The 13,754-nt window shown below is 47.1% G+C and carries 12 protein-coding genes; 9 read left to right on the forward strand and 3 right to left on the reverse strand.

Going from position 1 to position 13,754, the window contains the following annotated elements:
* Positions 1 to 28 precede the first annotated feature (28 nt).
* Positions 29 to 346: a preprotein translocase subunit YajC gene (gene yajC / locus BG260_RS09335; protein ID WP_069131986.1), complete on the forward strand. Its 318-nt coding sequence runs from the start codon at positions 29 to 31 to the stop codon at positions 344 to 346.
* Between the two features lie 35 nt (positions 347 to 381).
* Positions 382 to 1,605: a 3,4-dihydroxy-2-butanone-4-phosphate synthase gene (ribB, locus tag BG260_RS09340; protein WP_069131988.1), complete on the forward strand. Its 1,224-nt coding sequence runs from the start codon at positions 382 to 384 to the stop codon at positions 1,603 to 1,605.
* Positions 1,606 to 1,756: 151 nt separating this feature from the next.
* Here ribB and BG260_RS09345 read toward each other — a convergent pair whose 3' ends face one another.
* The 3 genes from BG260_RS09345 to ileS are packed head-to-tail and all read right to left on the reverse strand — an operon-like array spanning position 1,757 to position 5,987.
* Positions 1,757 to 2,386: a signal peptidase II gene (locus BG260_RS09345; RefSeq protein WP_069131991.1), complete on the reverse strand. Its 630-nt coding sequence runs from the start codon at positions 2,384 to 2,386 to the stop codon at positions 1,757 to 1,759.
* A gap of 14 nt (positions 2,387 to 2,400) precedes the next feature.
* The gene (locus tag BG260_RS09350; RefSeq protein ID WP_069131993.1) at positions 2,401 to 2,805 is read right to left on the reverse strand and encodes a TraR/DksA family transcriptional regulator; all 405 of its coding nucleotides are present in this window, start codon (positions 2,803 to 2,805) and stop codon (positions 2,401 to 2,403) included.
* Positions 2,806 to 2,816: 11 nt separating this feature from the next.
* Entirely contained in the window at positions 2,817 to 5,987 is a 3,171-nt protein-coding gene (gene ileS, locus BG260_RS09355; protein ID WP_069131995.1) for an isoleucine--tRNA ligase, read from the reverse strand.
* 225 nt (positions 5,988 to 6,212) lie between these two features.
* On the opposite strand from ileS, the gene BG260_RS09360 reads away from it, so the two are divergent.
* From BG260_RS09360 to BG260_RS09390, 7 genes are all read left to right on the forward strand, one after another.
* Complete coding sequence (locus BG260_RS09360; RefSeq protein WP_069131997.1) at positions 6,213 to 6,725, forward strand: low molecular weight protein-tyrosine-phosphatase; 513 nt, start codon at positions 6,213 to 6,215, stop codon at positions 6,723 to 6,725.
* Between the two features lie 799 nt (positions 6,726 to 7,524).
* Positions 7,525 to 8,385, forward strand: coding sequence for a fructosamine kinase family protein (locus tag BG260_RS09365; RefSeq protein ID WP_069131999.1), 861 nt, complete (start codon positions 7,525 to 7,527; stop codon positions 8,383 to 8,385).
* 63 nt (positions 8,386 to 8,448) lie between these two features.
* Entirely contained in the window at positions 8,449 to 9,006 is a 558-nt protein-coding gene (locus BG260_RS09370) for a peroxidase-related enzyme (protein ID WP_069132001.1), read from the forward strand.
* Positions 9,007 to 9,017: 11 nt separating this feature from the next.
* Positions 9,018 to 9,758 carry a helical backbone metal receptor gene (locus BG260_RS09375; protein WP_069132003.1) on the forward strand — a complete coding sequence of 247 codons (741 nt, stop codon included), beginning with the start codon at positions 9,018 to 9,020 and terminating at the stop codon, positions 9,756 to 9,758.
* Positions 9,759 to 9,801: 43 nt separating this feature from the next.
* Positions 9,802 to 11,499, forward strand: a complete 1,698-nt coding sequence (locus BG260_RS09380; protein ID WP_069132005.1) for a tetratricopeptide repeat protein — start codon at positions 9,802 to 9,804, stop codon at positions 11,497 to 11,499.
* Positions 11,500 to 11,552: 53 nt separating this feature from the next.
* A complete protein-coding gene (locus BG260_RS09385) occupies positions 11,553 to 12,311 on the forward strand; it encodes a DUF4292 domain-containing protein (protein WP_069132007.1) in 759 nt (252 codons plus the stop codon).
* A complete protein-coding gene (locus BG260_RS09390; protein ID WP_069132009.1) occupies positions 12,308 to 13,642 on the forward strand; it encodes a murein hydrolase activator EnvC family protein in 1,335 nt (444 codons plus the stop codon). The genes BG260_RS09385 and BG260_RS09390 overlap by 4 nt, the downstream gene beginning before the upstream one ends.
* The last annotated feature ends 112 nt before the right edge of the window (positions 13,643 to 13,754 follow it).

Raw genomic sequence — 13,754 nt, forward strand, 5'->3', positions numbered from 1 at the left:
AAACAAAAATTCAATTCTATCAACTGATATGACTTTCTTGCAAGTATTTTTTCTATTGGGTTCACCCGAAGGCGGTGGCGACGGCGCTATGATTAACCTTCTCTTTTTAGGAGCCCTCTTCTTTGTCTTTTACTTCTTCATTATTCGCCCACAAAGCAAACGACAGAAAGAGATTCAGAAAAAAGTAAGTGAAATGAAAAAGGGTGATAAAGTCGTTACTTCCGGCGGTATGTTTGGTGTAGTTACATCCATTGAAGATGAAACCGTACTGCTCGAAATTGACAGCGGCGTGAAAGCTCGCTTTCAAAAGGGCTCTATTACCGACGTAAATCCAAATAAGAAGTAACCCGGCGATACCGGTTACACGGCAGTTTATTTGTTATGAGTGATTCTCCCTTCCATTCCATAGAAGAAGCCATTGAGGATATCCGTGCGGGTAAAATGATCATCGTTGTGGATGATGAAGACCGTGAGAATGAGGGAGATTTTCTGATGGCTGCCGACAAAGTCACACCGGATGCCATCAATACGATGGTAATACATGGACGCGGCCTGGTATGTGTACCCATCACCCGCCACCGTGCCCACGAGCTGAACCTGGACTATATGGTCACCGAAGGTGCTGATCCGGATGAGGCCGCATTTACCATTTCTGTTGACCACAAAAAGCTGACTACTACGGGTATATCCGCACCCGATCGTGCAAATACGATCAAAGAGATGATCAACCCGAAAGCACACCCCTCAGACTTTCGGCGTCCCGGCCATGTTTTTCCACTGATCAGTGTTGAAGGTGGCGTTCTCAGGAGAGCAGGGCACACCGAAGCTGCGGTTGATCTAGCACGGCTCGCTGACTGTGCACCTGCCGGTATCATCTGCGAAATTATGCACGACGACGGAGAGATGGCACGCCTCCCCGAGCTGATCAAACTCTCTAAAAAGTTTGACATGAAACTGGTGACGATTAAAAATCTGATCGCCTACCGGATGAAGCATGAGTCGCTCATCAAAAAGGTGCTTTCGGTTGATATGCCAACCATCCACGGCGATTTCAAGCTGCATGTTTTTGAAGAGAAACTCACCGGAGAGCACCACCTGGCCTTCACAAAAGGTGAATGGACAAAAGAGGATCCTGTTTTAGTCCGGGTGCACTCCGCAAATCCGCTGGCCGATATTTTCGGCAGCAAGCGAAGCGATAAAACCGGCCTGCTGCACGAGAGCATGAAGATGGTTGCCAAGTCCGATCATGGAGTAGTACTCTATATGGATCAGATGAGCCGGGAATTTAGTATTGTCGATCAAATTACTGCAATTCGCCTTCAGGATGATGGGTTGAATAAAGATCAAATCCGGTCGAAACTGGGTTCCAAAATGGACTCTCGTGATTACGGTGTCGGCGCCCAGATTCTGCACATGCTCGGAATCCGCAAGTTGCGACTCCTTACGAACAATCCAGTGAAACGCGTTGGACTGAAAAGCTTTGGTCTGGAAATGGTGGATGAAGTGCCCATTCCTCTGGATCACATCGATACGGATCACCCCGATGAGAAACTCGACAAACCCCAATCCAAAGAGGGATTTCTGAAAAAACTGATGCTTGAGTAATCAACTCTCTCCTTCCGAAAGAGCATTTCGCAACAGAAATTCACAAGATGCAACCAAGTTCATTAAAGATTTGTAAGGAGCGCTTTTCAAAGAAAGGCGTGTTGCATGATACTATATCTCAAAAGATCTTAACTCTCTGCTTGCTGACTTTTTAATCCTTCCCTACATCAGAACCTATAGCTGAATGATCTGTAGCACCTGCATCTTTACCACCTGATATTTCAGCAGCGTTATCTTCTATTTCGTTACTCTCTTTACGCTCCTCTTCCGGCATGATTTTTTTGTGAAACAGTATCATCACAATAATTGAAGTAGAAATTGCTATATCTGCAACATTAAAGATGTACGGAAAAACGGGTGTATCACCGACTCTCAAATAGAAGTGAATAAAATCGACAACATGCCCCTCCAAAACACCGCCGTATCCGCCCACAATTCCCATAAACAGACGGTCGTAGATATTCCCAAGTGCTCCCCCAATAATCAGCCCCATGCACATCAGGTACCCAAAATTGGCTTTATTCAGGGTGTAGACAATGTAACCGATAATCCCGATGGTGGCCGAAATGGCAATAATGCTAATGGTAGGCGTAGAGAGCCAGTCCATTCCCATGGCCATACCGGGATTTTTGGTAAAATTAAAAGCGAGCCACCCTTCAATAAGGTCAACCTGGTGCAAATTCGGGTTGGTACGAATTGCATGCTTTGATAGCTGATCCAGGATCAGAACCACAATAGCCGGTAAAGAAAAGGTGAGTAGCTTTTTCGCTTTTTCAGACAAAATTCAGTTGCTAACTATCTGCGTTTCAGTTTTGCCTCAATGCTCAACTGCGTGTGCGGCACAGCTTCAAGACGGCCTTTGGCAATCTTCTTACCTGTAACTTTACACACACCGTATGTTTTATTATCAATACGGGTAAGTGCATCGTCGAGGTAGCGAATAAACTTCTTTGTACGGTTAAAGAGCATGTACGTCTTTTCACGCTCCTGTGCATCCGTACCGGCATCTGCCATATGAAATGAGTAGGCCGATTCATCCGAAGAGTTCTCCATACTTTCGCGCAGAGTACTCTGAAGAGCATTCAGCTCCTGTTCCGCTTCGTCCCGTTTTTTAAGGATAATTTCACGGAAATATTCCAGTTCTTCGTCGTTATACGGACTGATTCGATCTTTTGATTTGGAATCTTTTGAAGATGCCATAATTCTGATGATTAGTTGTTAGTAATTCTTCGTATCGAAATCTCACAATCCCGGTCTTCAATATCCCAGGATTTCACAAAATCTGATACGTCAAGTAGTTCAGGGGTAATTTCTTCTGCCAGAGTTTCCGACTTGATGTTTTCACGGTTTGCATCAACGGCTTCGGCAATTTCGCTGTTGCCGGCAAAGCCGATCACAATCCGGTCGGTTACATCAAAATCGGCCTCTTTCCGCATATTCTGAATTCGGTTCACAAATTCGCGAGAAAGGCCCTCTTTCTGAAGTTCTGGTGTAATTTCTGTATCCACAGCTACGGTAATGCCATCCTCGGTTTCCACCGACCACCCCTGCAGTCCGGAACGTTGGATCTCAATCTCACCGGATGAGATCCGAACTTTATCACCGCCCTCAATTTCAAGCTCAATAGCGCCTTCATTTTCATATTCAGAAATCTCTTCGGTAGAAAGATTTTGAATACGAGCTGCAACCGGTTTCATTTTCTTACCCAGCCGTTTTCCCAACACCGGGAAGTTTGGCTTCGCCGTTTTACTGACAATTCCGGAGTCGTCATCGACAAATTCAATATCTTTAACGTTCACCTCGTCCAGAATAATGTCCTTCACGGCTTCAACCACAGATCGTTCCTCTTCATCAATTGGAAGAATGATTTTAGAGAGTGGCTGCCGCACGTTGATGTCAATCTGGTTCCGCACGCGCAACACAATGGAACTCACGGTTCGTGCAATATCCATACGTCGTTCAAGCTGCTTGTCGATCGCGGTCTCCTCTACGGTTGGGTAGAATGAAATATGCACGGACTCTTCATCCTGTCCGGTCACTTCATTCAATCGCTGATAGAGCCATTCGCCCAGATACGGCGCAGTAGGGCTGATGATTTTTGCCAGGCTGACCAGGCACTCATACAGGGTTTGATAGGCGGCCGTTTTGTCCAGACTTTTGCCCTCTTTCCAGAAGCGGCGCCGGTTCCGGCGGACGTACCAGTTACTCAGCTCCTCCACAAAACGCTCCACTTCCCGGGCCGCTTTGGTCGGCTCATACTCATCCAGGTACTCATCCACGCACTTCACGGTGGTGTTAAGGCGTGAGATCACCCATCGGTCCATCTCCGTTCGTTCCGACTTTGGAAGCGGCGAACCGGAGTAGGTAAACCCATCAATGTTCGCATACATCGCAAAGAATGAGTAGGTGTTCACGATGGTATTGAAAAACTTGCGCTGTGTCTCCTGCAAGCCCTCTTCGCTGAACTTGAGATTCTCCCACGGAGAAGAGTTGCTCATCATATACCAGCGAACGGTATCGGCTCCATACTTCTGGATCACTTCAAACGGATCCACCGAATTCCCTTTCGACTTACTCATCTTCTCGCCGTTAGCATCGAGCACCAGCCCATTGGAGACCACATTTTTATATGCGGGCTTATCAAACAGCATAGTAGCCAGTGCGTGAAGTGTATAGAACCAGCCGCGTGTCTGGTCCACACCCTCAGCAATAAAATCGGCCGGGAAGTTGGTCTTAAATTTGTCTTTGTTCTCAAACGGGTAGTGCCACTGCGACCACGGCATCGAGCCGGAATCAAACCATACATCCAGCAGATCCGGAATACGTCTCATGGTTCCGCCATCGGGGCCTTCCCATGTAAATTCATCAATGTGCGGACGGTGAAGATCGATCTCCACATCATCGGAGATTCCCGCTTTCTTGCGCAGTTCCTCCACGCTTCCGATACACTCGATATGCTCCGGGTTTTTATCGCTCACCCAGATCGGTATCGGTGTACCCCAGTAGCGCTGACGCGAAACGGCCCAGTCCACATTGTTCTCAAGCCAGGTTCCGAAACGTCCGGTTCCGGTACTTTCCGGCTTCCAGTTAATTCCCTTGTTCAGCTCCACCATTTTATCCTTTACGGCGGTGGTGCGGATAAACCACGACTCTACCGGATACGACATCAGCGGCGTGCCTTTGCGCCAGTCGAACGGATAGTTGTGCACGTACACATCATGGTGATACATACGGTTCTTCTCCTTTATGGCGCGGCTGATCTCTTTATCGGCGTCTTTAAACCACTGACCGGCAAAATCGGGTGCCTGATCCGTAAATCTTCCATCCCTGTCAACCGGGTTAAACATTGGAATTCCGGCTTTCTTACACGACTCGTAGTCATCCGCACCAAAAGCAGGTGCCGTATGAACCACGCCGGTACCATCTTCGGTGGTTACGTAATCTGCTTCAATAACTCGCCAGGCTTCTTCCTTCTTAAATTCCTTCAGGGCAAATTCAAAAACAGGCTTATAGGTCCAGCCGATCAGGTCGGAACCTCTATAGCTCTCTACAATTTCATAGTCGTGGTTGAGGGCATCTTCCAGGCAGTCTTTGGCCAGGATGTAGAATTCGGTGCGATCACCCTCACTCACTTTCACCTTCACATACTCCAGTTTCGGGTTCACGGCCAGCGCCATGTTCGAAACAATGGTCCACGGAGTTGTGGTCCATGCGAGGAAGAATACGTTTTCGTCGGCATCCAGCGGGAATTTGACGTAGATCGACGGATCCTGCGTCTCTTTATAGCCGAGGCTCACCTCGTGCGAAGAGAGCACGGTTCCGCTGCCCGGCGAGTACCACTGGATTTTATATCCTTGGTAGACCAATCCTTTATCATAAAGCTCTTTGAACGCCCACCAAACCGACTCAATGTAGTCATTTTCGAATGTGACGTAGGGATCATCCAAGTCCACCCAATAAGCCATTCGATTCGTGAGATCATCCCACAGATCCTTGTATTTGAGTACACTCTCGCGGCACTTGGCGTTGTACTCGGCCATGCCGTAATCTTCAACCTGGGATCGACCTTCGAGTCCCAGCTCCTTCTCCACTTCAATCTCTACCGGAAGGCCGTGGGTATCCCATCCGCCTTTGCGATCTACGCGAAAACCCTTCAGTGTTTTGTAGCGGCAGAACAGATCCTTTACGGTCCGCGCCATCACGTGGTGAATACCCGGTTTTCCGTTCGCGGTGGGTGGCCCCTCATAGAACGTGAACGGAATTCCATCCTCGCGGGAAGTCAGACTTTTCTTAAAAATCTTGTTCTCCTTCCACCAATTCAGGATTTCCACTTCCGCTTTTGGGTAAGCGAGCTGTTTAACTTCGTCGAATTTTTTAGCCATATTGAACGATATCGTTCATTCTGAAAAATTTTTATAAGCACTAAATATACGAAAAGGTTTGCAATGTAAATACCTTCCCGAAGAACCAAATTTGTACCCTTTTTTCTGTTAGCGGGTGAATATATAGGGAGAGACGGAGAAAGTCAGGTTAAAGTTTTGTTTAAAAAATTGAGTTAAGACCTTATAATTGAGTCAGAACTATAAAGAATATCATCTATTTCAATTATGCCTGACTCAAACCCCATCACAAAAGAAAATCCATACAAAATCGTCTTTGTCTGCCTCGGTAATATCTGCCGAAGCCCGACCGCCGAGGGTGTGATGCAGCACCTGGTGAACGAACGCGGCCTTCAGCCCTACTTCTATATCGACTCGGCCGGGACGTCCGCCTACCACATCGGGGAGCCTGCCAACAGCAAGGCACAAAAAGTGGCGAATGAAAGAGGGTTTGAGCTCAAATCCAGAGCGCGCCGGTTTGAAGCAGAAGACCTGGAGGAGTTCGACCTGATACTGGCGATGGACCGGGAGAACTACCAGAACATTCTGGCTTTAGACGGTAACGGCAGCTATTCCGACAAGGTTAAACTAATGCGCGAGTTCGACCCGAAAGCCGAAAACAACGCCGAAGTGCCCGATCCCTACTACGGCGGCATGGACGGATTCAACAATGTATTTGATATCGTAAAAAGAAGCTGCGAAAACCTGCTCGACGAACTGGAAGAGAGTGTTGAGAAATAATTGTGTCTTGATTCGCCTGACTCTGGGTTGCATTGAAACTAATTAATAACTGTACCCCGGATCGCCTGATCCGGGGGCTTTATTTAGTTTTGAAAAAAAACAACTTTTCCCACCACCGCCTCTACCCTGATTTGATCTTTAAACCAATCTTCCTATTCGGCGAGGATATGTTTAGACTGTGATTTTTCTACCCATGTTTCATCCCTATGGGATGATGGATGGTGGTAGACTAGAGATGGTATATTTATTAGGTGCACGATTCTGGTTTGGGGTTTACTATCTTACGTAATTGTAGCTTCCCTCATTGTGGCGTTGCCCGATGCTTCGAGCCGCCGGAGGGAGGGGCAGGGGGTGGGTCGCCCCTACAGGGCTTTTCTTTATTTTATCTCTAAGATACCCACCATTAAAATGGTGGGCTATAATGTATAGCCATGGCTACGCCATTTATAATACATCGAAAAAATTACCTGAATGAATTACATCCCCAACCCCGTAGGGGTGCCCCACACATAGCCCGGGGTTTCAACTCCGGGTAAACATGTACAGCAACATTTTTACCGCCGAATAGAGGGCTTTGCTCAGAGCTATTAACAGTTTTGAGGCGGTTTCGCGCTGTGCAAAAGACATGGTATTCTTTTAAAACACCCGCTTTTCTCTTTATTTACACCTAATAATCAATTGTTTAATTTAGCAGGTCCTGTGAGCAAAAATCCCATGTCTGATTTGATATACATTCCGCGAACCAGGCGACCCGTTGTACAAACTCAGACACATTTCGCATAGCAAACACTTTCAATCCATGATCCCAACTGAACTTTCAACACATCTTTCGGAAACACTTGATCTGGAAATTCACGATACTCAATCCCTATCCGGGGGCAGTATTAATCAAGCCGTGAAACTCTCCTCGAACAAGGGCGACTACTTCCTGAAATGGAACCGCTCGGCTCCGGATGATTTTTTTGAAAAGGAAGCAGACGGATTGCATCGATTAAGTAACGGTAAATCAAATCTCCGTGTTCCAAATGTAATTTCTGCCGGAAAGGCGGAACCCGGCCGACCGGGATATCTGCTGATGGAGTTCATTGAGGCGGGGCGATCGGGTAATTCTTTTGAATTTGGCCGGCAGCTGGCAACGCTCCATCAAACCGGAGCCGATCAGTTTGGCCTGGAAACGGATAATTATATCGGAAGTTTACCACAAAGCAACCGCCAGCACAGTGAGTGGATTGAGTTTTTCGCAAGAGAGCGCATCGAGCCACAGATCAAAATGGCGATCGATTCCGGCAAGCTGGACACAAACATCAACCAAAACTGGAACCGCCTGGCTGGCAAACTGGACGAAATCTTCCCTCCTGCCAAACCCTCCCTCCTTCACGGTGACCTTTGGAGCGGTAACTACCTGTTCGATGATTCCGGCAGTGCCGTTCTGATCGATCCTGCCGTCTACTACGGCCATCCGGAGATGGATCTCGCCTTCACGAAAATGTTTGGCGGTTTTTCCGGTGAGTTTTACAGCGGGTATGAATCGGAATCCACGCTCGAGGCGGGATTTTCAGATCGGGTGCCCATCTACAATCTCTATCCACTGCTGGTACACGTCAATCTTTTTGGCGGACACTATGTCTCTCAGCTCAATACCATTCTTAAAAATTTTTAGCATCTGAACGACATATTTGTAATTTGGCAGCATAAACGGATTTACAATCAAAACAATCAGCCAATGCCTCATTTTAATACCTTGTCTTACGATGATGCCGATTCAGAGTTGAAAGAAGTGTATGACGACATTATTACATCCCGGGGTAAACTGGCCGAGGTTCACAAAATCCAAAGTTTGAATCCGGAAGCGCTGGTCGCTCACATGGATCTTTACATGGCAACCATGTTTGGCAAATCACCCCTGAAACGTTACCAAAGGGAAATGCTTAGAGTTGTCGTCTCTGTAACTAACCGATGCAACTACTGCATTGAACACCACGAACAGGCGCTGCTGGCCTACTGGAAAGATGGTGAGAAAACCGAGCTTTTAATATTCGATCGAGCAAACCTCAACCTGCCGGAAACCGATCGCCAACTCTGCAACCTGGCAGAGCATCTAACGCGGAACGAAGGGCCCGACTATGCTCAATATGTTCAGCAGCTTAAAAATACCGGCCTTGATGACCGAGCTATACTGGATGCAGTTCAAATCATCGCCTATTTCAACTTTGTAAATCGGCTTGTACTCAGTTTGGGGGCAGAGTTCGATGAAGAGGAAAAAAAAGGATACAACTACTGATAAAATCAACCATGGAATCACCACAGAAAATCATCAGCCTGGTGCCATCCCTCACTGAACTCCTTTTTGATCTGAACCTTGATGAACGAATAATAGGGCGAACCCGGTTCTGCATCCACCCGAAAGAGCGCGTGAAGAATGTTGAAATAATGGGCGGTACCAAGAATCCGAGACTGGATAAAATCCGTAATGCACAGCCCGACCTGATCATTGCCAACAAGGAGGAGAACCGCAAAGAGGATATTGAGAAACTCCAATCCGACTTTGAAGTGATGGTTACCGACATCAACACGATTGAAGATGCCTTTCTTACCATTCATGATATTGGTGGCCGGTGCAATGCAGAAGAAACTGCTCAGGAGCTCATTTCAGCCATTCGAAATGAGTATGACCGGGCTCCCGATGAATCTCCCATGTCGGTAACCTATATGATCTGGCGCGATCCCTGGATGACGGTAGGCAGCAATACGTACATCCACTCCGTTCTCTCACACTGGAAACTGGACAATCTCTTTGAAAATCAGTCCAGATATCCTACAACCACACTTGAAGAGCTTTCAAGAATCAAGCCGGATATCATCCTGCTTAGCAGTGAACCTTACCCTTTTAAGGAGAAACACATCAAAGAGGTTGAAAATGCCTGTCCCAAAAGCCGTGTGCTTTTGGTTGATGGGGAGTGGTTCAGCTGGTACGGCTCCCGAATGCTCCCATCTTTTAAAAAACTGAATGCCTTTCGCAAGGCGATCAGTTAGCAAATTGTATCAAAACCCGAATCCTTTTCGTTATCTTGCCTACATGAATAAAGTTTACCTCATTGCAACCCTAACCATTTTCTGCCTCATTACCGCGCCGGGTGTGGCTCAAACCGCCGATGACGTTACACCGGAAGTGCGGGCGGAAGCGATGGAGTATTTTATACAGGGAGTATCTGATTTTGAAAATGAAGATTATGAACGTGCATTGGATCACCTTACCGCAGCGCACCTGAAGCTGTCTGATGATCCCGGGATCAATTATGCGCTTTCAGATGTCTATTTGATGATGGGCGATTACAACAATGCTTCCTACTACGCTCAAATAGCCGCAGACAGGGAGCCCGAAAACCGGTGGTATCAGCTTCAGCTGGCAGAGATCTATCGCCAGTCGGGGCGTTATGAAGCCATCATCGATATTTTTGATCAAATTTTGAAATACCATCCTGATGATGTGGATATCCTGTTTATGAAATCACAGGCTTATGTTGAATTTGGCGAACTGGAAAAATCGAATGAAACACTCGACAGGCTGATCGACATCCGAGGCAGCGAGTTCGAATTTCACCTTCGCAAATTTCAAAATTACAATGCCTTGCAGCAACGTGATAAAGCGCTTGAGCAGCTTGAAATTATGCGGGAACTGAATCCGGGAAATCTATCCACGCTGCATACGATCAGCCAGTATTACCTGGAACTGGGTGATGAGGAGTCAGCACTTGAAACACTCCTTGATGCGAGAGAACGAAATCCGCGTGACCCGCAAACCCTGATTTTACTTGCTGAGATCTATATTGACCGAGAACAGTGGGACGAGCTCGGACAGACGTTTATCAGCATGATTGAAGACCCGCTTCTATATCCGTCGCAAAAAATGGAGCTTGTTCAGTTTCTCTATTCGCAGCACCGGCAGCAGCCGGCTGAACAGACTCTAACCAATCAGACCGAAAATGCGATTACCGCATTTAGCCGGAGTGAACCTGAGTTTGCCCCTGCTCAGATGATTGCCGCCGAATTTCATCTGCAGCAGAATAACCTGGAACTTGCACTCGAGACATTAGAACGCGCGGCCGAGGCAAATCCAACTGAGCGCGGGTTATGGGGGCAGCGACTGCAGGTGATGTTCTCAATGCAGCAATATGAAAAGATAATTGAGATTTCAGAAACGGCACTGGAGTACGCGGGCAACGATGCCTACGTACTCTTTTTTATCGGGGCCTCCTATATGTTGACAGATCAACCGGAAGAGGCTGCAGAATCTTTTGAAGCAGCTACGTCTGCACCGGCTCAGCGGAATTTCCGGTCGGTTATCTACGGCACCTATGGAGATGTTCTGCAGGATTTGGATCGATGGGAAGATGCCAAAGAGGCGTACGAAATGGCACTTCGTCTCGATCGAAACAATCATAATGCGTTGAACAACTACGCCTATTTCCTGTCGGTTCGGAATGAGCGGCTAACTGATGCACTGGAAATGGCAGAAACGGCCATTTCCTTCGAACCGGAGAACTCCGCTTACCTCGATACGCTCGGCTGGATTCACTTTAAGCTGGGGAACTATGAAGATGCGAAATCGTATATAGAACAGGCCATTACAACCGGAGATGCAGGTGCCGAAGTTTATGAACATCTCGGAGACATTCATTCTGAGCTGGGGAATAGAGAAGAAGCAAAAAACTGGTGGCAGCAAGCTCTTGAACTGGACCCCGATCGTGAATACCTGAAGAAGCGTCTGAATTGAGTCATCCGCTCGCTGTGCAAAAACTCTTTCTATAAAGAATAACCGTATCGTCCATGAATATTCGAAATATACTCTTCCTTACCGGCCTGATTTTGCTGCTTCTGCTCTCTGCTTGTACTCCATCCAGGCAGTTGATATCTATGGAGAATATGGATCCGTCACCCCTTACGCCGGAGGAGTTGATGGAGCTGACTCCAAACTACAGTGAACAACTGCAATCACTCTCAGGAAGCGGGCGAGCCATTGTAAGTGAACCGGACGGTAGTGAACGGGTCACGCTACAGTTTCACTCAAACCGCGAAAAAAGCCTGATTACAATTCGAACCAGTGTTGGCATTGAGGGCGGACAGATCCTGGTCGATTCCGATTCCCTTCTCGTGTACAATCGGGTAGACAAAATTGCTGAAAAAGTATCCCTTACACAGAGTAACCTCACCAATATCGGCTCCCTTGCCTCCCTAAACATGCTCGACATGTTTAATTTCACTCTTGAGCCGGATCAAATAGTTCGGATTTATGAAGATGAGGAGTTCTATTTAGCCCTGCTTCGGGATCACACAGAGGTCTCCATCTCGAAATCAGAAGGACTCATTCAGCAGGTAGTACAAAAGGGAACGAACAGTGCCTACAGCCAGATCGATTATGAAGGCTATGCACAAATTAATGACTTTTATCTGCCACGGAAAATCACCATTTTAAGCAGCGATGGAAGGTCACAGGCTACTTTTTTGGTACGGCGCCTGGAAGTGAACGGTAACCTTCCTCCCATGGAAATCTCCATTCCTGATAACATTCCAATTCGCAGGATATGACCATTCGCTACTTCCTTACAGGTTTACTGATCTGTTTCATTTCGATCGCTGCTGTTCCTGCTGCGGCCCAGGACTCTTATGAAGAGCAGAGGGCCGAATTGATGAAACAGCAGAGTACGACCCGGTCGCAAATTGAAACACTCCAAGAGCAGATTGAAAGCTACAATGAGCGGCTTGGCTATGCTACTGAGCGATATGACGAAATGTTTCGACAATACCAGGAGATGGAGCGTGTGATTGCACTTCAGCAGGAGAATATCCGCCAGATGATGCGTGAACAGAATCAGATTACGGCTGAAATTGAGCTTATCGAGCAAAATATTGTCCAGCTTCAGCAGAGGCTCGAAAAACTAATTAACGACTACAAAGAGACCCTTTCTTTTCTCTACAAAAATGGGCGAACAACAGAACTCGCACTGCTGCTCAGCTCGGGGTCATTCAATCAGCTTTTGGTGCGATCTTACTACCTTGGGAAGTTTGACGAATATCAAAAAGAGCAGGCCGATCAGATTCAGCAGGCACAGGTCGAATATGAGGAGTCGGTTGCTGATCTGGAGGTGACACTTGAAAGAAATGAAGAGGCACTGGCTACCATTCGTGAGGAGACTAAGGAGCTGGAGCAGCGCCGTGAGATGCAGGAGCGAAATGTTCAACTATTAAGACGGGATCGCGACAACCTTCAGGAACAGCTGGAAATTCACAGGAGACAGCTCAATGAATTGACCCAGGTTCTCGAAACTCTGGAAGCTGAAGAGGAGCGTATTCGAATAGCAGAAGAGGAGCGCAGACGTCGCCTTGCTGAAGCCTCAGAGATTGAAGATGAAGATGAACGTCGTGCAGCCGAAGCACGTTATTCCAGACCTATTTTAAGGGAGAGCGGTATTTCTAATGAAGAGCTTCTTGCATTTGAGGAAAGGTTTGAAACCAGCAGAGGTCAACTTCCCTGGCCGGTGGATAATGGGACCATTACTCAAAAATTTGGAATCCGTACCCACCCTGTCTTCAATACACAGACCAATTTTCCGGGTATTGAAATTGCCGCTGTCCCCGGTTCTACAGTCCGTGTTGTGAATGACGGATATGTATTTGGAATTCAAAACTTTCTCGGTTTTGGGGATGTGGTCATGGTTCATCACGGTGCCTACAAAACGATGTATGGAAACATGAGTGAGGTGTATGTAAGAAAAAATCAGGTTCTGCAAGAGGGTGACGTAATTGGACTGTCCGGGGATGAAAATTCTGCTAACGGAGAGGTCATCATTTTCATGATTGCCGAGGGCAGTGAATATATTGATCCCCAGCGCTGGCTTCAGAGTGAACCGGTACCTTAAATCCATGCCTGCCTCATCTCTTAATGTTATCTCATCCTCTCTTCAGTCGCTTAAGTGAATAGGCTTTCAAGTAAATTCATTGATGCGTAAATATTTGTTGCAATTTGGTGTT

Source organism: Rhodohalobacter halophilus, from assembly GCF_001715195.1.
Taxonomy (GTDB): Bacteria; Bacteroidota; Rhodothermia; order Balneolales; family Balneolaceae; genus Rhodohalobacter; species Rhodohalobacter halophilus.

What these genes read in the sequence shown, in the direction of transcription:
- BG260_RS09385 (WP_069132007.1), top strand. Translation starts at nt 11,553, where the DNA reads ATGAATATTCGAAATATACTCTTCCTTACCGGCCTGATTTTGCTGCTT.
- BG260_RS09390 (WP_069132009.1), top strand. Translation starts at nt 12,308, where the DNA reads ATGACCATTCGCTACTTCCTTACAGGTTTACTGATCTGTTTCATTTCG.
- ribB (WP_069131988.1), top strand. Translation starts at nt 382, where the DNA reads ATGAGTGATTCTCCCTTCCATTCCATAGAAGAAGCCATTGAGGATATC.
- BG260_RS09380 (WP_069132005.1), top strand. Translation starts at nt 9,802, where the DNA reads ATGAATAAAGTTTACCTCATTGCAACCCTAACCATTTTCTGCCTCATT.
- yajC (WP_069131986.1), top strand. Translation starts at nt 29, where the DNA reads ATGACTTTCTTGCAAGTATTTTTTCTATTGGGTTCACCCGAAGGCGGT.
- BG260_RS09375 (WP_069132003.1), top strand. Translation starts at nt 9,018, where the DNA reads ATGGAATCACCACAGAAAATCATCAGCCTGGTGCCATCCCTCACTGAA.
- BG260_RS09365 (WP_069131999.1), top strand. Translation starts at nt 7,525, where the DNA reads ATGATCCCAACTGAACTTTCAACACATCTTTCGGAAACACTTGATCTG.
- ileS (WP_069131995.1), bottom strand. Translation starts at nt 5,987, where the DNA reads ATGGCTAAAAAATTCGACGAAGTTAAACAGCTCGCTTACCCAAAAGCG.
- BG260_RS09370 (WP_069132001.1), top strand. Translation starts at nt 8,449, where the DNA reads ATGCCTCATTTTAATACCTTGTCTTACGATGATGCCGATTCAGAGTTG.
- BG260_RS09350 (WP_069131993.1), bottom strand. Translation starts at nt 2,805, where the DNA reads ATGGCATCTTCAAAAGATTCCAAATCAAAAGATCGAATCAGTCCGTAT.
- BG260_RS09360 (WP_069131997.1), top strand. Translation starts at nt 6,213, where the DNA reads ATGCCTGACTCAAACCCCATCACAAAAGAAAATCCATACAAAATCGTC.